A 17,838-nucleotide genomic window follows, 5' to 3' on the forward strand; every position below is an offset into this window, starting at 1 on the left:
GCGGCGCCTCGGCTGTAGGAGTATCCATGGCGATCCAGGTCGGAGCCGACCACACGACCCCCAGCGCAGTACTCGACCGCGTCGGCCTCTTGCTCGACGCGTTCGACGGTGCCGGCCGGCTCACACTCACCCAGATCGTGCATCGAACGGGCCTACCCCGCTCGTCGGCCCATCGCATGCTCGAACGGCTGGTTTCGATGCGATGGCTCCACCGCGAGGGACGCGACTACACCCTGGGATTGCGTTTGATGGAACTCGGCTCGCTGGCCGTCCACCAGGACCGGCTGCACGCCATCGCTCTACCTCATCTGCAGGAACTGCAACGCCTCACCGGTTTCGTCGTACACCTCGCCGTCCTCGACGGCGACGATGTCGTCTACATCGAGAAGCTCGGTGGACGGCTGATGTCCGCCGTTCCCACGCGCATCGGCGGTCGACGACCGGCGCACAGCACAGCGCTCGGCAAGGCACTACTCGCCTACACAGGCACCCCCGGTCACGACTACGACGACGTTCGCGAGAACGGGATCGCCTTCGAAAAAGAGGAATCCCTGACGGGATTCGGGTGCATCGCGGTTCCGATCGGCCCGATCGGCTCCGCGGTTGCCGCGGTGTCGGTGTGCGGCCCGTTGCCGCATCTGCGCTTCGACCATCGGCTGACATCCCCCGTCCGGATGACGGCCACCGCCATCTGGCGCACGCTCGACCGGAATCACGTCACTCCGACGCTTCAGCGTCGCCGGCATCTGCATCCGACTGCCGATGCGCGCCAACCGCAGTACGCCTGAACGCGTCTAATTTTCGTCGGAGACAGCCTCGCCGCGCTCGACCGCGGCGGGGCCGTCCGACATGCCTCTCCAGCTACCGGGAGTCCGCGGGCGAGGTATCCCGAACCCGTCGACGTCGCTGCTCGCGAAACGTGCTGCCGCGGCGTCGATGTCGTCGAGGAGCTGTCGGGACAGATCGATCTCGGCCCGGAAGTAGCGCTCTGCCCACCGCAGGCTCATCTGCGAGAATGCCCAGCCCGGTTCACGATCGGAGTGATCCGCGTGCTCACCGGCTCGGCGCAACTTGTCTTCGAGATTCACGATATGGTCGCGCACGATGGCCTTCAGCTGCTCCGGATCGTTCAGATGTCCCATGTACATCCGGAGCATGACGCCGTGCTTGAGCACGGGAATCTCCACCGGCGCCTCACGCGACCACGTCCGCACCGCTCGGATGCCGGCCTCGGTGATCGCGTAGACACGCCGGCCTCGGGTTCCGGGTTCGCTCACCACACGGGATTGCACGAATCCGAGCGTTTCGAGCTTCTTGAGTTCCGCATAGACCTGACTGACCGAAGGGCTCCAGTAGTAGAAGCCGATACTCCAATCCGCCCACTTCTTCAGATCATTGCCGGTCAGTTCCTCCCCGAACGAGAGCATCCCGAGCACGGCCCAGCTCGTCGCGGGTAATGCGGGATATCGCTCGGCATCGGTATCGGACACCACGAAAGCGTAACAACGACGATGGACGACGTCGGGCCGCAATCTCCCGCTGCGTGGGAAGGGGACCGTTCATCCAGGACCGCCCCGGATAGCGTCGGCGAATCCATCCCATCCTCGCGACGTCACAGGAGCAATCATGACAACTTCCGAGGCAGCCGACCTGACGGAGCGCATTCGTGCGACCGTGAATGCCTATCTCGCAGCGGTGGCTTCCGGCCGCGCCGCCGAGGTCGCCGCGCTGTACGCCGACGACGCCGTCCTCGAGGACCCGGTCGGCAGCGAGCCGCGCGTCGGACGTGCAGCGATCACCGACTTCTACAAGGGCATCGAGAGCACCGAGAACACGACCGAACTGCTCACGCTCCGGATCAGCGGACCGAATGCCGCGTTCCATTTCCGCGTCACCACGAAGGCCGGAGCCCGGACGTACGTAATCGAGCCGATCGACGTGATGACATTCGACGATCGCGGTCGGATCACCGGCATGCGCGCCTTCTGGGCGCCGACCGACATGGTTCAGCGCTGATCTGCAACGAGCCAGCGCAGTTGTCCCGCCGCCGACCGCTCGACCAGGAGTCCCCATGACCACCCGTGACATCCCCGACGTGCTCGCGCCCGCGACGTTGGGTCCGATCACGCTGCGCAATCGCATCATCAAGGCAGCCACGTTCGAAGCCGCCACGCCCGGCGCGCTCGTCTCCGACGATCTCATCGAGTACCACCGCCGACCCGCAGCGGGCGGCGTCGGTATGACCACGGTTGCGTACTGCGCCGTGGCACCGGAAGGCCGAACGGAGGCGAACCAGATCTGGATGCGCCCGGACGCGGTGCCCGGACTGCGGCGCCTGACCGATGCGATCCATGCCGAGGGCGCTGCCGCCTCGGCCCAGATCGGCCACGCCGGTCCCGTGGCCAACGAGGCCAGCAACGGACTGCCCGCGCTCGGGCCGTCGAGGCAGTTCAATCCGCTCGGGATGCGCACCGTCCACGCGGCGACACTCGGCGACATCGAACGGATCCGTCTGGCCCACGGGAATGCGGCCCGCCTCGCCGTCGAATCCGGCTTCGACGCAGTCGAAATCCACTTCGGCCACAACTATTTCGCAAGTTCGTTCCTGAGTCCGAAGATCAACCGGAGAGACGACGCGTACGGCGGGTCGCTGGCGAACCGCGCCCGCCTGGTGCGGGAGACGGCCCGTACTGTGCGGGACGCAGTCGGCGGGAAGATCGCCATCCTGGCGAAGCTGAACATGGACGACGGTGTTCCGGGCGGGTTCTGGCTCGATGAAGCCGTCCAGGTGGCGCAGTGGCTCGAGGAGGACGGCTCGCTCGATGCCATCGAGCTCACCGTGGGCAGCTCCTTGTTGAACTCGATGTATCTGTTCAAGGGTGACGTTCCCCTGCGCGAATTCGCGGCGGCGATGCGCGAGCCTGTGCGTACCGGCATGAAGCTGGTCGGCAAACACTTCCTCAAGTCCTATCCCTACCGGGACCTGTTCATGCTGGAACAGGCACGACAGGTCCGCGCAGCGGTGAAACTGCCGCTCGTGTTGCTCGGCGGGGTCACCGACCGGGCCGGAATGGACACGGCCATGGCCGAAGGCTTCGAGTTCGTCGCGATGGCACGGGCGTTGCTCCGCGAACCGGACCTGGTCAATCGGATCGCCGCCGAACCGGAGCATCGATCACTCTGCATCCACTGCAACAAGTGCATGCCCACCATCTTCACCGGTACCCGGTGTGTCCTGGACGGGTCCGTACCCGTGCACTGACCCGAGCCCGTTCGGGGCCGGAGAATTCGAATCTCCGGCCCCGGACGGCTTCACAGCCGCCCGCAATGCAATGACACCTCTCGGTCACCGAGAGCCCTGTTCGTCGCGGGTGAGGAAGACCGAACTGCGTCACGGGGTGCTGTCGTGACCCCCGTGCCGTTTCATGGGGGCCACGAATGCGGCTCGGCTGTACATCCGCCGGGCGCTCTCCAGCATCGCCGGGTCGGTGGCCTGCCGCCACCGTTCCTCGACGAGTTCGTCGGTGATGAGCGAACGGTCGTAGACCATCGAGTGCAGGCAGGTGATGAGGCGTTCGGGAATACGAGGATGTGGGTGCGGAAGTGCTGCGCAAGCCGACGGTGGCACAGCGCTCCACCGCCGGTGAAGGCGACCTCCCGCGTGGCGGGACGCGAGACCGGTCCGGCAGAAAGTGTTCCGCGTGGCGGGACGATCCCTGTTTCGCCGTTCCCGCGGTCACCCACCATGACCGGCATCACTCCCATCCGGTCCGGAGGTCACCATGACGCAGACCAGCACCACCCCCGACGACGAGATCCGCTCGATCGAGGCCGACGCCGCGCCCGACCGCTACGCCCGCGGCTGGCACTGCCTCGGCCTGGCACGCACCTACCGCGACGGTAAGCCGCACCAGGTCGACGCGTTCGGTACCAGCCTCGTCGTGTTCGCCGACAGCGCGGGCGAACTGAAGGTCCTCGACGCCTACTGCCGGCACATGGGCGGCAATCTCGCACAGGGCGAGATCAAGGGCGATTCCGTCGCATGCCCGTTCCACGACTGGCGCTGGGGCGGCAACGGTCGCTGCACCGGGATCCCGTACGCGCGCCGCGTCCCGCCGCTCGCCAAGACCCGCGCGTGGATCACGCTCGAGCGCAATCAGCAGCTGTTCGTGTGGCACGACCCCGAGGGCAACCCGCCGCCGGAGCACGTCACCATCCCCGAGATCGAGGGCGCCGGCACCGACGAATGGTCGGACTGGTCGTGGAACTCGGTACTCATCGAGGGCTCGCACTGCCGCGAGATCATCGACAACGTCGTGGACATGGCGCACTTCTTCTACGTCCACCTGAGTGTGCCGCGCTCGTTCGAGAACATCTTCGAAGGCCACATCGCCACGCAGAACATGTCGTTCACGCAGCGCCACGACGTCGAGCTCGACCTCGACTTCGGTGCTTCCGACAATGTGTCGCGGTCGGAGGCGTCGTACTACGGCCCGTCCTACATGATCGACAAGCTGTGGAGCGAGACCGAGGCAGGAACCGTCGAGACGGTGCTGATCAACTGCCACTACCCGGTCACCCCGAACTCGTTCGTGCTGCAGTACGGCGTCATGGTCAAGCGCCTGCCCGGCATGTCCGCCGAGGAGGCGAACGGCATGGCCGCGTACTTCGGCAGCGGCACGGAGAAGACGTTCGAGCAGGACGTCGAGATCTGGAAGAACAAGGCCAAGATCGACAACCCGCTGCTGTGCGACGAGGACGGCCCGGTCTACCAGCTGCGCCGCTGGTACCAGCAGTTCTACGTCGACGTCGCCGATGTCACCGAGGACATGACCAACCGGTTCGAATTCGTCATCGACACCACCAGGTCGGCAGTCCACTGGGAGAAGGAGATGGCCGAGAACATCTCTGCCCGATCCGATTCCCTCAACGAGCCGGTCGCCTGAACGGCCGGCCCCGATACCCGAACCCGAGGAATACGACCATGAGTTACGAAGTACGCAAGCAGATCGACGCGATGGCGGACGAGCTGTTCACCGAGGGCATCGAAGCCGATCGTATCGGGCGTCTGGCCGACGGCACCGCGAAGCGGATGAAGGAGGCCGGCTCGATTCGCATGCTGCAACCGAAGGAGCACGGCGGCTTCGAATCCCACCCGCGCGAGTTCGCCGAGACCGTCATGCGCACCGCGGCGCTCAATCCGTCCGCGGGATGGATCCACGGCATCGTCGGTGTGCATCCGTGGCAGCTGGCGTTCGCGGATCCCCGCGTGCAGCAGGAGGTCTGGGGCGAGGACCAGGACACGTGGATGGCCTCGCCGTACATGCCGGCCGGCATGTGCATCCCGGTCGACGGAGGTTACAAGTTCTCCGGCCGCTGGCAGTTCTCCTCCGGAACCGACCACTGCGACTGGGCGTTCCTCGGCGCGATGGCGTGCAACGCGGACGGCAGCGTGGAGATGCCGCCCCGCATGCTGCACGTGATCATCCCCCGCAGCGACTACGAGATCGTCGAGGACTCGTGGGACGTGGTGGGCCTGCGCGGAACCGGCTCGAAGGACGTGGTGGTGCAGGACGCGTTCGTCCCCGACTACCGGGTGATGGACTGCGACGAGGTCATCGACGGCACCGCAGCCCGCAACTACGGCCGCACCGAGACGCTGTACCTGATGCCGTGGTCGAACATGTTCCCGCTCGGCATCACGTCCGCCACCATCGGCATCTGCGAGGGCCTGGTGCTGCACGCCGACGAATACCAGTCGGCCCGGATCAACCCGCAGGGCACGGCCGTCAAGGACGACCCGTACACACTGTTCGCGATCGGCGAGGCCGTCGCCGACCTGCGCGCCGCACGGGACACCTTGCTGGCCAACGTCGATCGCATGTGGGATCTCGTCGACTCGGGGAAGACCCCGACGTTCGAGCAGCGTGCCGCGGGACGGCAGACGCAGGTGCAGGCGGCATGGCGGGCCGTGAACGCGATCGACCGCATCTACCCGCGGTGCGGCGGCAATGCGTTGCGCATGGACAAGCCGATGCAGCGGTTCTGGCGCGACGCACACGCCGGCCTGCACCACGCGATTCACGTGCCCGGCACCGTGTTCCACGCCGCCTCGCTGAGCCGTCTCGGGGTCGAGCCCGAGGGCCCGCTGCGGGCGATGATCTGACCACACGAGAAGCATTCGGAGAGAAGATGAGCGATATCAGAGCGCTGGGCTACGTCAAGATCCGGACGAACGACATGGACCGCTGGCGCACGTTCGCCTTCGACGTCCTGGGGTTCGCCGAGGGCAGCGGCCCCGACCCGGAGGCGCTGTATCTGCGCACCGACGAACGCCGGGCGCGGCTCGTCGTGGTGCCGGGTGAGACCGATCGGATCGTCGACATCGGCTGGGAGGTCCGCGATCACGCGGCGCTGCTGCGGGTGCAGAGCGCTGTCGAGGCCGCCGGTATCGCGGTGAAGCCGCTGTCGGTGGAGGAGGCGGACGCCCGCAGCGTGGAGGAGGTCATCGCGTTCCAGGATCCGTCGGGTGTGTCCGTCGAGGTGTTCCACGGCGCGGTGCTCGACCACAGCCCGGTGGTCACCCCGCACGGTGCCCGATTCGTCACCGGCGCAATGGGTCTCGGTCACGTGGTGCTTCCCGTGACGACACCGGACGCGACGTTCGAGTTCTACACCGAGGTGCTCGGGTTCCTGCCGCGCGGCGCGTTCCGGCTGCCGGCGCCCCCGGAGTTCGGCCCGATGCGCATCCGGTTCCTCGGCGTGAACGAGCGGCACCACAGCCTCGCGCTCATGCCCGTGCCCGCCGGCAAGGATCCCGGTCTCATCCACATCATGGTGGAGGTGGACACCCTCGACGCGGTCGGCCAGGCTCTCGACCGGGTGATGCGTGACGGCTACTCGGTGTCGTCGACGCTGGGCCGGCACACCAACGACAAGATGGTCTCGTTCTACGTGCGGGCCCCCGGCGGCTGGGATATCGAGTTCGGCACCGACGGGATGCGTGTCGACGAGCGGTTCTACACCGCCGAGGAGATCACCGCCGACAGTTACTGGGGTCACGACTGGTCCGGGAGCGAACCGCTCGGCGTGATGTCCTGACACCCGATCCGGCGCCGCTCCGCACGACCTCGTGCGGAGCGGCGCCGTCTTCGTGATCGGCTTCCCGGAGCGGAGTGGGTATGTCCCTGGGCAGCCGCGTCCAGCGGACCGCCTGAGCGGTCCGGCACAGCGACGACTGCAGTCCGTCCGACCGGAGTGCGGGCACTCGCCGGCCCGGTGAGTGGCCTATTGCTGATCTTCGGCTCTGGTCACACCGCTCTGGTGCGCCGGACCCGTGCCCCGAGCGGATTCCTCCGTCTGCGGGGCCTGATCGGCCGGTTGCTCGTCGGCAGGCGACGCGGTCGCGCCGCGGGGAGTCTCTTCCGGATTCGGGGCCAACGGTTGCGACGTGTCGACATGTTCGTCGTGTTCCGGCCGGCCTTCCGCGGTCGAGGCGGTGCGCCCTTCGTACGGCGGGACGGCCGGTTCGGCGTCGCCGGGAGGGACCGATTCCCCACCGCCCGTGCCTGCGGACGCGTCGTCGGCTCCGCCGGTCTGCATTTCCTCCTGGTCGAACGACCCGGCAGGCCGATCGGCCGGTCCACCGCCTGCTGCGTCCGCTCCGGTGTCACGCGACCCCTTCGGGCCGCGCTCGGATTGCGGTTCTTCCTGCAAGTGCTGTCCCGGTTCGGTGCCCATGATTCCTCCTCACCTCGACCCCATGACAGAGATGCCCGGTGCGGGCGAACCCAAACAGGGCCGGGTTCTATACAGGGCAGGGTTCTATTCGATGAGCTGACGTTGCCGGTTGGCGGCTCGCCGGATCTGAAGGATGCGCACGGCACCGGCGAGGGCGATGATCGCGGCTCCGGCGAGCGCGGCGAAGAGTAGTGCCACGCCGAGGGGGAGGGTGAAGTCCCATGCGAACAGCTCGAGGGTGGCCTCGTCGAGGTTCTGCAGGATGAACACCAGCAGCAACAGCAGAACGACGATGCCGACGACCAACCCGGTCCAGATCGTGCCGGTACGGGTGCCTTTGATGCCTTTGCGGCGGGCGACGTCCTCGATCAATCCCGGATCGGGTTCGACGGGCGCGGGCGTCGCAGGCAGCTCGGGATCCGGGGATCGACGCGATTCGGATCCGTATCCGTCGTTGGACGGCCCGTTCATGGCGGTGCTCATGCTCTCGGATACCCGCGACCGCTCGACATACACGATGATCTGTTCAGGTGCTTTCCCCCTTCGACGACCGGAACCCTCCGTAAAATGAGCCGGCGGACGCGGGGAGGACCTGATGCCGACAATTGTTCTGGTGATCATCGCGCTGATCGGGGCGTTCATCCATTCCCGACGGCGCCGCCACGATGCCGGTCCGGCGACGACGATCGACATCTTCCTCGTATGGTGGCTCGCCGTCGCCGTCGGCGTCAGCTCGGTCGTCGGCGCCGGATACCACCTGCTAGACGGCCCTGCGACTGCGGAACTGATCGGATACACACGCGGTGACGGCGGGTTCCAGTTCGAGAACGCGATGGGTGATCTGGCGATCGGCATCGCAGGCATCATGTGCATCTGGTTCCGCGGCTACTTCTGGCTGGCGACCCTCACCGTCATGTCCGTCCAGTACCTCGGCGACGCCGCCGGTCACTTCTACTACTGGATTGCCGAGGGCAACACCAAGCCCGGCAACATCGGCCCGCCTCTGTGGTTCGACATCATCCTCCCGGTCGTGGGATGGGTGTTGTACGCGCTGTCACGCGCGCGGAACGGGGACGCGGCGCCGCACCGCACCTCGGTCGCGGCCTGAGGCTGCGCACCCAGCATCACCTCGTGACGGCCTGATCCCGCTGCCAAGGCTTGCTCCCACCTGCACCGATGTCCCGCCACGCGGGACATCGCCGTGTCCACGGAACGGTTCCCGGGCTAGCGTCCGAGGAACACTGCGACCACCGACCTGAACGGGAGCAGCCTCCATGCAGTCCGTCACCTGCCGCACGTGCGGCAATCGTGTCCTGGCCGAGAAGAACGGCACGTTCCACACCAACATCCAGTGGCTCACCGACGACACGTCGCGGCGGTGTGCCCGGATCGGCTCCGACGCACCGCGCCGCACCTGTCCCGACCTGCACGACACCGTCGATGCCCTTGCCGTTTCCGGGGTCCTTCCGGTCACCGAGCGTGCAGATCCGAGACCCGCCCACATGCCCGCTGTCCGGGAGCACCCTGGCCGTCCGGATCCGCGATAGCGGACACTGGTCCCGAAGCCGACACCCGATTGGAGCAACATGACCGCAGAACACGCAGTGCTGGATCCACGCCGGATGCGCGACGTGATGGGCAACTTCTGCACGGGAGTCACCGTCATCACCGCCCTCGACGGCGACGAGCCGCTCGGCTTCGCGTGCCAGTCGTTCACGTCCGTGTCGCTGGACCCGCCGCTGGTGTCGTTCTGCCCGGCCCGCACGTCGACGACATGGCCGAAGATCCGCGAGATCGGCACGTTCTCGATCAACGTCCTGTCCGCCAGCCAGCGCACCCTGTGCGCGGCGTTCGCCGTCAGCGGCGGCAACAAGTTCCGCGGCGTGGAGTGGACTCCGGGCGACAACGGCGCACCCGCCCTCGAGGGTGCGATCGCGCGGGTGGAGGCGACCATCGAGGCCGAGCACGACGCCGGTGACCACACGATCGTCGTGGCCCGCGTAACCGGCCTGACCTCGCTCCACAGCGGCGGACCGCTGCTGTTCTACCGCGGCACCTACGGTCACTTCGACGAGATGTGACCCGGTCGGCGGCCCGGCAGGAATAGCCGCCGGCGCCGCCGTGTTGTCGCTGAAGGTGTGCCCGGCTGCCGATCCCGGGCCCTGACGCGAAGGATCACCGGTGACCGTTCCCCTCTCCATCCTCGACCTGGCGCACATCGGCAAGGGCGAGACCGCGCGGGACAGCTTCGCCGCGAGCGTGCGGATGGCGCAGCTCGCCGAGAAGTGGGGCTACCGGCGCATCTGGTACGCCGAGCATCACAACATGCCGTCGATCGCGTCGTCGGCGACGAGCGTGCTGATCGCGCACATCGCGGCGCACACGTCGTCGATCCGGCTCGGCGCCGGTGGCGTCATGCTGCCGAACCATTCGCCGCTGACCATCGCCGAGCAGTTCGGCACCCTCGAGTCGCTGCATCCCGGCCGCATCGATCTGGGTCTGGGCCGCGCGCCGGGCAGCGATCAGAACACCATGCGCGCGCTGCGGCGTGATCCGTCGTCGGCGGACAGCTTCCCGCAGGACGTGCTCGAACTGCAGGGTTATCTGCGGGGGCAGAGCCGCATTCCGGGTGTCGACGCGATCCCCGGCAAGGGCACCGATGTGCCGCTCTACATTCTCGGGTCGTCCCTGTTCGGCGCGAAACTCGCCGCGCTGCTGGGTCTTCCGTACGGCTTCGCGTCCCACTTCGCGCCGCAGGCGCTCGAGGACGCGGTCGCGCTGTACCGGCGCGAGTTCCAGCCGTCCGAACAGCTCGCCGAGCCCTATGTCATCGCCGGTGTCGGGGTGATCGCCGCCGACACCACCGAGGAGGCCCGGCAACTGTTCGAGGCCACCAAACGCAACCGCGTCGTGCAGATGGTCGGCCGGGGTCGCAGCTTCACCGACGAGGAGATCGAGCTGCTACTCGACTCCCCCGCCGGCCGGCAGGTGACGCAGATGCTGCACTACACCGCCGTCGGCAACCCCACCGAGGTCCGCGAATACCTGGACGCGTTCACCGAGCGCGCCCGGGCCGACGAACTGATCGTGGTGTCGTCGGCGCCGGGCCGCACCGCCTGGCTGCGCTCCCTCGAGCTGCTCGCCGAGGTCAGCGGGCTCGTCCCCGCCTGACCCTCGTCTCTTTTCGGCTACACGAGGGCCGCGGCGAGGTGGGTGCGCCAGGACCCAGCGGCGGTGATGTCGGGAGCCGCGGACGCGGCGTCGTCGCCGCAGACGAACCCGGTCTCCCACGTGCCGTCGGCCAGCTGCACCGACCCGAGCCCCATCGGGGCGGGCAGCGCCGCCAGGAAGCGGCCGAGCGCCGCGGGTGAGCACACCCACCGCTCCCCTTCCAGCGACGCCCCGCCGTCGGCGCAGCGCACCACCGCAGGCTTCGGCGGCTGCGTGGGCAACGCGGTCATCCGGTACTCCGGTGCCGTCGAGACCGGTCCGGCCCAGCGGGCACCGAGCGCGGTGAGCTGACCGGCGAGCGGCTGGTCGTGCAGGTGCGCACCGAACACGATCAACGGAAACGCCTGCGCCCCGGCCTGTTCCGGCCACGACGGCGATGACGGGTCGCGCGGCGTCCCGGTCAGGCGTGCCGCCACGTCGGCCGCGACCGCGTCGTGCCCGGCCGGCGCGAGCACCGTCACGCCGAACTGTGCTGTGCTGCCGTCGCTTTCGACGACCTCACCGGCCGGGACCGCGACCCCGCACAGGTCGAACAGATTGCAGAAGTTCGTGTAGGTCCCCAGCCGCGAGTTGACCCCGACCGGGTCCGCCGCAACCTCGGCGATCGTCGGGTGGAACGGCGCGGTCGGCACCAGCAGCGCCGCGCAGTCACCCCACACGGTCATCGCCCGGTCTCGCAGCGCGGCGAGTTTCGCGCGGTCACGCAGCAGGTCGACGGCGGAGAACCGGGCCGCACCCCGCACGATCCCGGCGACCACCGGATCGAGCCCCGTCTCCTGGTCGCCGTAATCGGCGGCCTCGACGAACTCACCGACCGCATCCCACCGCTGCGCGACGAGCGCCCCGTCGTACAGCAGCCGGGCTGCGGCGAGGAAGTCGTCGAGGTCGATCTCGACGATCGTGAACCCGGCCGCTCGTGCCTGCTCGACGGCTGCGGCGAACGCGGCGCGCCACCGTTCGTCGAGTTCCGGAAGATCGCGGGGCACCGCGAGCGCGGCACCGGGCGCCGCGGCCAGCGGCACGTCCGCCGGCCACGACCGGCCGCCGGGGGCAGTCGCCATGATCGCGACCGCGCGTTCGGCGGACGGAAGGTCGCGGGCGAAGATCGTCACGCAGTCGTACTCGGCGCAGGCCGGCACCACCCCCGTGGTCGCGACCGCCCCGACCGTCGGTTTGATCCCGACGATCCCCTGGAACGCGGCCGGGACCCGGCCGGAACCGGCGGTGTCGGTGCCGATCGCGATGTCCACGATCCCGAGCGCGACCGCGACCGCGGACCCGGACGACGACCCGCCGGAGACGTACTCGGGCCGCCGCGCGTCGCGGACCGCCCCGTACGGGCTGCGGGTTCCGACGAGCCCGGTGGCGAACTGGTCGAGGTTGGTCTTGCCGACGACGACGGCGCCGGCCGCCCGCAGTGCCGCGACCGCGGCGGCATCGGCGTCGGGGACGTAGCTGTAGCCGGGGCAGGCGGCGGTCGTGGGCAGGCCCGCGACGTCGACGTTGTCCTTCACGGCCAGCAGGACGCCCGCGAGTTCCCCACCGCGACGCAATGATTCGGCGTACTCGGCGGTGACATCGGCTTCGTCGCGCAGGTGCACGAACACCTCGGGGCGATCCGCCTCGCGCAGTCGCGCGTAGGCCTGTGTCACACGGTCGGTCATGCTGCCGCCTTTCCGAGTCGGGTGCCGCGGGAGAGTTCGCCGTCCGCTTCCCAGCGGGCGCGTTCCTCGTCGCGGGCCGCTTCCATTGTCGCGCGAACCGCACCGATCGAGTCGGCTTCGCGCTCGAGGAACGCGAGGTGCTCGGCGAGGGAGAATTCGCCCTCGGTGATGTCGACGCGGCCGCGTCCGGCGGCGGTGTCGGCGCGCAGGTCGAGCAGTTCCTCGGCGGAGACGGGGTACCAGGAGATGCGGTCGAAGAACCGCAGCAGCCACGGGTGTTCGGGTTCGAATCCGCCTGCGCCCTCGGGGAATCGGTGGTTCCACACCTGGGTGGTGCGGCCCACGAACTGGTAGCCGCCGGGGCCTTCCATCCCGTAGATGCACAGGTAGGCGCCGCCGATGCCGACCGCGTTCTCCGGGGTCCAGGTGCGGGCCGGGTTGTATTTGGTGGTGACGAGCCGGTGCCGGGGATCGAGCGGGGTCGCCACGGGCGCACCGAGATACACGTCGCCGAGACCGAGCACGAGGTAGGACGCGTCGTACACGGTCTTGTACACGTCGTCGACCGAATCCAGGCCGTTCATGCGGCGGATGAACTCGATGTTCCACGGGCACCACGGGGCATCGGCGCGCACTCCGTGCATGTAACGTTCGGTGGCCAGTCGCGTGGACGGGTCGTCCCAGCTCAGCGGCAGCCGCACGGTGCGACTGGGGACGACGAGCCGGTCCGCGGCGGGCAGCGCCGCCTCCGTCTCGAGCACGGCACCGAGCACCGAGCGGGTGTTCGTCACCGTCGGATCGAATTTCACTTGCAGGGAACGGATTCCGGGGGTCAGATCGACGAGGCCGCGCAGCCCGGCCTGCTCGAGGGCGGTCTGCAGCGCGTGCACGCGGGCACGCAGCACCAGGTCCAGCGACATGGTGCCGTACTCGACGAGGATGTTGTCGTCGCCGCTGCGTCGCACCGTCACCGATGTGGTGCCGTCCGCGGTCGCGCCGCGGTGCAGCACACCGTCGTCGCCGTCGCCGATACCGCCGACGACGGGCACCGCCGCGCGGCGGGCGGGTCCGAACACCTTGGGCGAGGCGACGTTCGCGGCGCGCACCGGGACGAAGCGCAGCCTGTCGCCGGGAGCGAGCTGCCCCATCTTCCAGCGGTCGGCGGTGACGACGGTGACCGGGCAGACGAAGCCGCCGAGGCTCGGTCCGTCGGGGCCGAGCAGGATCGGGGTGTCGCCGGTGAAGTCGAGGGCACCGACCGTGTAGGGGGTGTCGTGGATGTTCGACGGGTGCAGGCCCGCTTCCCCGCCGTCGGGTCGCGCCCACGTGGGCTTGGGTCCGATGAGGCGGACGCCGGTGCGGTCGGAGTTGTGGTGGACGGCGTACGCGGTGCCGTAGAGGGTGTCGATGTCCTTGCGGGTGAAGAACTCCGGCGCTCCGTGCGGCCCTTCGGTGACCGCGATGGTCCAGTCGTGGCCGATCGCGGGGATCTCCTCGGCGGTGAGGCGCCGCGGCGTTCCGGTGGACGTACCGAGCGGCAGCGCGTCGCCGTCGGCGAGCACCCGCCCGGAGACGCCGCCGAACTTGCCGAGGGTGAACGTCGCCCCGGACCCGAGGTAGGGGTCGACGTCGATGCCGCCGGCGACGGCGATGTAGACGCGCAGACCTGCACCGGTGACGGCGCCGACGTCGAGGACCCCGCCCGCCGGGACGGTGACCGGTGTCCACTGCGGGACGGGACGGCCGTCGACGGTGACCGTGGCGGCCGCGCCGGTGACCGCGACCGTGGTCTCGGCGTCGAAGCGCAGGCGCGGGCCGGCCATGGTGGCCTCGAGTCCGGCGGTGCCCTCGTCGTTGCCGACCGCGAGGTTCGCGAGACGGAACGACAGGTCGTCCATCGGACCGGACGGCGGGACGCCGATCTTCCAGTAGCCGACGCGTCCGGGCCAGTCCTGGACGGTGGTGAGCGGTCCGGGACGCAGGACGGTGCAGGTCGCGCTCATGGGTCAGGCCTCCGGTCGGGTGACGATCATCTGCACGGCGGTGGGGTCGAATCCGTTGCAGGGGTTGTTGATCTGCGGGCAGTTGGACACGAGCACGAGGGTGTCGATCTCGGCGCGCAGCGCGAGCCGGCGACCGGGTGCGGACAGTCCGTCGACGATGCCGAGGGTGCCGTCCGGGTCGACCGGCACGTTCATGAAGAAGTTGACGTTGCCGACCAGATCCCGTTTGCCCAGGCCGTATTTCGCGCCCTCGGCGAGAAAGTTCTCGACGCACGCGTGCTGGTGGCGGGTGTGGTGGCCGTAGCGCAGGGTGTTCGATTCCTGCGAGCAGGCCCCGCCGATGGTGTCGTGGTTGCCGACCTCGTCGGCGACGATCGTCATCATCGGGTTGCCCTCCTGGTCGCGGATCACCGATCCGGTGGTCAGGAACAGCGAGCGCTGCGCGGTGATGGTGGCCTGGGCGCTGTAGCGGATCGTGGTGTCCGCGGCGCCGTAGAACAGGGTGTCGACGGCCTGGTTGCCGTACAGGTCGACGATGGTGAGCACGTCACCGGCGGCGACGATCGCCGACCACGGGCCGCGGGGCGCGACCGTCTCGTCGAGGATCACGGTGCCGGGGACGAGGGGTGCGGGGGCGGTGGTGGCGGTCATGCGAGATTCCCTTCGGTCGGCAGGGCGGCGGCGTGGACGTCTTCGGTGTTGCGGTGCGCGCGGTCGTATTCGGGCCCGATCTCGGCGGCGCGGGCGGCGAGTGCGGCGAGGTCGGCGGGCGCGCGCCAGGCGAGCAGTTCGATCGTGGTGGTGTCGAAGGTGGGCGATTCGTCGAGGGGGTGCGCGGTGTTCGCGACCGCGACGATCAGCGGAAGGTGGAGCAGCAGTTCGACACTCGCACCCGGTCCGGCGTTGCCGGTGGGAACCAGGGTGCCGTCCTCGTCGGCCCGCACCCCGTGGAAGAACGAGACGGTCGGGGCGACGTCGCGGGGACCGAGGCCGTGCTTGAGGGCGGCGAGGGTGAGCAGTTCCCGTCCGGCCGGGGAGCCGGAGTGCACCGAGCCGTCGCCGTAGCGGGCGGTGTTGCCGACGGCGGTGGTGGTGCCGCACAGCGCGTCGTGTCGGCCGGACGTGTCGGCGACGATCGTCGCGAGGACGCGGCCCTGGTCGTCGAGGAGGGGGTGGTCGACGCCGAGGTACGCCTGCCACGGCACCTTGACGGTGTCGGCGACGTTGAGCCGCTCCCAGGGGGCGTCGGCGCGCCAGAGCATCAGGTGGGCGCAGCCGCGGCCGTCGAGGTCGGTCAGCCGCAGCCGGGTGCCGCGGGCGAGCACCTTGGAGGTGTAGCGGCCGCCGGGCACGGTCTCGGCCCACACCAGTGCGTCGGCGTCGACTCCGGCCGGCGGGTTCGGCCAGGCGGAGGCGGGGACGATGGGCATGGGGCCGTCGTGCTGCCCGGCCTGGGAGCGGGCGTGGTCGCGGGCTGCGGTGGTGGTGGCGGTCATGGTGACTCCTGGGGAAAGCGGGCGGTCAGAGCGAGCGGACGGGGCGCGGGTGGGTCCGGCCGCGGGGGAAGCACAGGATGCCGAGGGCGACGATCGCGACGATGGAGATCGGTCCGGCCCAGCGCAGGATCGGGGTGTCGCCCGCCGGATCGAAGATCTCGGCGCGCGGCCACGACAGGTTCACGACCATCACCAGCCCGTAGAGCACGGCCAGGGCGTTGACGAGCACACCCCAGCGGCCCAGGGAGAACAGGGGGCGGCCCTCGGCGTCGGTGCCGCCGTCGCCGGAGACCCAGCCGCCGGTCAGCCGCCGGTACAGCATCGGGGCGGTCACCAGCAGGTAGGCGAGGTAGATCGCGATGATGCACACGCTGGCCAGGGTCGAGAAGATCGCCGAGTTACCGACGTTGAGCAGCAGCACCGCGACGCAGGCGAGGCCGACGACGATGGACGGGGCGATGGGGGTGCCGGTGCGGCGGTTGACGCTCGCGAGGGTCTTGGAGAACGGGAGGCGTTCGTCGCGGGCCATCGAGAACATCAAGCGGGACGCGGCGGTCTGGATCGCGAGGGTGCAGATGAGGATCGCGATGGCGACGTCGACGAGCAGCACGGTGCCCCACGGCGAGGACAGCACGGTGTCGAGCACGTACGGCAGGCCTTCGGCGGCGAGACGGCCGTCGGTGAGGCTGGGTGCGGCCATGAGCGCGCCGAGGATCATGAGGCCGCCACCGAGTGCGGACACGCTCAGCGCCATGCGGATGGTGCGCGGGGCGACGCGGCGGGGGTCGCGGGTCTCCTCGGCGAGCTCACCGGCGGAGCCGAACCCGACCATGACGTAGGCGGCCATCAGGCCGGAGGCGATCCACGCCCATCCGTAGCCGCTCTGACCTGCGTGGATGCCCGTGTCGAAGACGACCTGGGGGCCGCGCTGTGCGTGGGTGAAGAAGACGCCGATGACTGCGATGACACCGACGATCTCGCAGATGACGCCGATGGTGTTGACCCGCGCCATCCAGCGCACCCCGACGCAGTTGATCGTGGTGGTGACGACGAGCAGGACGGTGCCGAGCAGGACGGCGTTGGCGGCGCCGCTGGCCGAGGTGAGCGAGGTGTCGTCGCCGATGATCTGGAAGCCGGACCACACGGTCGGCAGCACGACCTGCAGGGCGATCGCGGCGGCGGAGGCGGTGACGATCTGCGCGAGGATCATGAACCAGCCGCCGAACCAGCCGAGCACCTCGCCGCCGAGGCGGCGGGACCACTGGTAGATCGCACCGGAGAGCGGGTAGCGGGCGGCGAGTTCGGCGAAGCACAGGGCGACGAGGAACTGGCCGGCGAACACGACGGGCCAGGTCCAGAAGAAGGCGGGTCCGGCGAACCCGAAGCCGAGGCCGAACAGCTGGAAGATCGTGGTGAGGATCGAGACGAACGAGAATCCCGCCGCGAACGAGGCGAACTTCCCGAGGGAGCGGTGGAGCTGCTGTTCGTAGCCGAATTCGGCGAGATCTACTGCGTCGCCGCCTTTTTCGGGGGGCGCTGCGGCGGGCGTCGTCAATGCCATGGTGTCCTCGATTCGCGCAACCGTCAAAACCTGTCGGGTGACAGTTTTAGGTGCGCTCATTCCTGCGCGGTGACGGCAATGTTTCGAATGGGCTACCTGTGTTGCGAACGTGTGACACGGCGTCGGTGTGTCACTATCGCTGC

General features: G+C 69.0%; 19 protein-coding genes. 10 read left to right on the forward strand and 9 right to left on the reverse strand.

Translation table 11 applies throughout. The features are described from left to right. Positions 1–26 precede the first annotated feature (26 nt). Positions 27–788, forward strand: coding sequence for an IclR family transcriptional regulator (locus ACWDTS_RS04275; RefSeq protein WP_450117647.1), 762 nt, complete (start codon positions 27–29; stop codon positions 786–788). Between the two features lie 6 nt (positions 789–794). Here the strand turns inward: ACWDTS_RS04275 and ACWDTS_RS04280 are convergent, their stop codons facing one another. Beyond that, on the reverse strand, positions 795–1,427 hold the full coding sequence (locus tag ACWDTS_RS04280; protein WP_450117710.1) for a PadR family transcriptional regulator: 633 nt from the start codon (positions 1,425–1,427) through the stop codon (positions 795–797). 199 nt (positions 1,428–1,626) lie between these two features. On the opposite strand from ACWDTS_RS04280, the gene ACWDTS_RS04285 reads away from it, so the two are divergent. Then, on the forward strand, positions 1,627–2,016 hold the full coding sequence (locus ACWDTS_RS04285) for a nuclear transport factor 2 family protein (RefSeq protein ID WP_450117648.1): 390 nt from the start codon (positions 1,627–1,629) through the stop codon (positions 2,014–2,016). A 55-nt stretch (positions 2,017–2,071) separates the two neighbouring features. Beyond that, positions 2,072–3,262, forward strand: a complete 1,191-nt coding sequence (locus ACWDTS_RS04290) for an NADH:flavin oxidoreductase (protein WP_450117649.1) — start codon at positions 2,072–2,074, stop codon at positions 3,260–3,262. A gap of 129 nt (positions 3,263–3,391) precedes the next feature. Here ACWDTS_RS04290 and ACWDTS_RS04295 read toward each other — a convergent pair whose 3' ends face one another. Next, entirely contained in the window at positions 3,392–3,550 is a 159-nt protein-coding gene (locus tag ACWDTS_RS04295; RefSeq protein ID WP_450111646.1) for a hypothetical protein, read from the reverse strand. A gap of 232 nt (positions 3,551–3,782) precedes the next feature. On the opposite strand from ACWDTS_RS04295, the gene ACWDTS_RS04300 reads away from it, so the two are divergent. The 3 genes from ACWDTS_RS04300 to bphC are packed head-to-tail and all read left to right on the forward strand — an operon-like array spanning position 3,783 to position 7,101. Next, the gene (locus tag ACWDTS_RS04300) at positions 3,783–4,946 is read left to right on the forward strand and encodes a Rieske 2Fe-2S domain-containing protein (protein WP_450111647.1); all 1,164 of its coding nucleotides are present in this window, start codon (positions 3,783–3,785) and stop codon (positions 4,944–4,946) included. 38 nt (positions 4,947–4,984) lie between these two features. After that, positions 4,985–6,166, forward strand: a complete 1,182-nt coding sequence (locus ACWDTS_RS04305) for an acyl-CoA dehydrogenase family protein (RefSeq protein WP_248672901.1) — start codon at positions 4,985–4,987, stop codon at positions 6,164–6,166. A gap of 26 nt (positions 6,167–6,192) precedes the next feature. After that, a complete protein-coding gene (bphC, locus tag ACWDTS_RS04310; protein WP_450117650.1) occupies positions 6,193–7,101 on the forward strand; it encodes a biphenyl-2,3-diol 1,2-dioxygenase in 909 nt (302 codons plus the stop codon). Positions 7,102–7,287: 186 nt separating this feature from the next. Here the strand turns inward: bphC and ACWDTS_RS04315 are convergent, their stop codons facing one another. Then, a complete protein-coding gene (locus ACWDTS_RS04315; RefSeq protein ID WP_450117651.1) occupies positions 7,288–7,740 on the reverse strand; it encodes a hypothetical protein in 453 nt (150 codons plus the stop codon). Positions 7,741–7,824: 84 nt separating this feature from the next. Further along, positions 7,825–8,223, reverse strand: coding sequence for a lipopolysaccharide assembly protein LapA domain-containing protein (locus ACWDTS_RS04320; protein ID WP_248672898.1), 399 nt, complete (start codon positions 8,221–8,223; stop codon positions 7,825–7,827). 112 nt (positions 8,224–8,335) lie between these two features. On the opposite strand from ACWDTS_RS04320, the gene ACWDTS_RS04325 reads away from it, so the two are divergent. From ACWDTS_RS04325 to ACWDTS_RS04340, 4 genes are all read left to right on the forward strand, one after another. Then, positions 8,336–8,848: a DUF6790 family protein gene (locus ACWDTS_RS04325; protein WP_248672897.1), complete on the forward strand. Its 513-nt coding sequence runs from the start codon at positions 8,336–8,338 to the stop codon at positions 8,846–8,848. 166 nt (positions 8,849–9,014) lie between these two features. Then, the gene (locus ACWDTS_RS04330) at positions 9,015–9,287 is read left to right on the forward strand and encodes a hypothetical protein (RefSeq protein ID WP_248672896.1); all 273 of its coding nucleotides are present in this window, start codon (positions 9,015–9,017) and stop codon (positions 9,285–9,287) included. A gap of 39 nt (positions 9,288–9,326) precedes the next feature. Next, on the forward strand, positions 9,327–9,821 hold the full coding sequence (locus ACWDTS_RS04335; protein ID WP_197252083.1) for a flavin reductase family protein: 495 nt from the start codon (positions 9,327–9,329) through the stop codon (positions 9,819–9,821). 100 nt (positions 9,822–9,921) lie between these two features. Further along, positions 9,922–10,911, forward strand: a complete 990-nt coding sequence (locus ACWDTS_RS04340; protein WP_248672895.1) for an LLM class flavin-dependent oxidoreductase — start codon at positions 9,922–9,924, stop codon at positions 10,909–10,911. 17 nt (positions 10,912–10,928) lie between these two features. Here ACWDTS_RS04340 and atzF read toward each other — a convergent pair whose 3' ends face one another. From atzF to ACWDTS_RS04365, 5 genes are read right to left on the reverse strand one after another with little or no spacing between them, the layout of a single operon-like run. Beyond that, complete coding sequence (gene atzF / locus ACWDTS_RS04345; RefSeq protein ID WP_450108437.1) at positions 10,929–12,635, reverse strand: allophanate hydrolase; 1,707 nt, start codon at positions 12,633–12,635, stop codon at positions 10,929–10,931. Next, positions 12,632–14,638, reverse strand: coding sequence for a 5-oxoprolinase/urea amidolyase family protein (locus tag ACWDTS_RS04350; protein WP_197252067.1), 2,007 nt, complete (start codon positions 14,636–14,638; stop codon positions 12,632–12,634). The genes atzF and ACWDTS_RS04350 overlap by 4 nt, the downstream gene beginning before the upstream one ends. A gap of 3 nt (positions 14,639–14,641) precedes the next feature. After that, on the reverse strand, positions 14,642–15,289 hold the full coding sequence (locus tag ACWDTS_RS04355; protein WP_197252068.1) for an urea amidolyase associated protein UAAP2: 648 nt from the start codon (positions 15,287–15,289) through the stop codon (positions 14,642–14,644). Then, positions 15,286–16,134 (reverse strand): urea amidolyase associated protein UAAP1, encoded by an 849-nt coding sequence (locus ACWDTS_RS04360; RefSeq protein WP_450117652.1) that lies wholly within the window; start codon positions 16,132–16,134, stop codon positions 15,286–15,288. Before ACWDTS_RS04360 ends, ACWDTS_RS04355 begins: the two co-directional genes overlap by 4 nt. 25 nt (positions 16,135–16,159) lie before the next feature. Continuing rightward, entirely contained in the window at positions 16,160–17,695 is a 1,536-nt protein-coding gene (locus ACWDTS_RS04365) for an amino acid permease (RefSeq protein WP_450117653.1), read from the reverse strand. Positions 17,696–17,838 lie beyond the last annotated feature (143 nt).

Source organism: Rhodococcus sp. NPDC003383 (assembly GCF_053589115.1).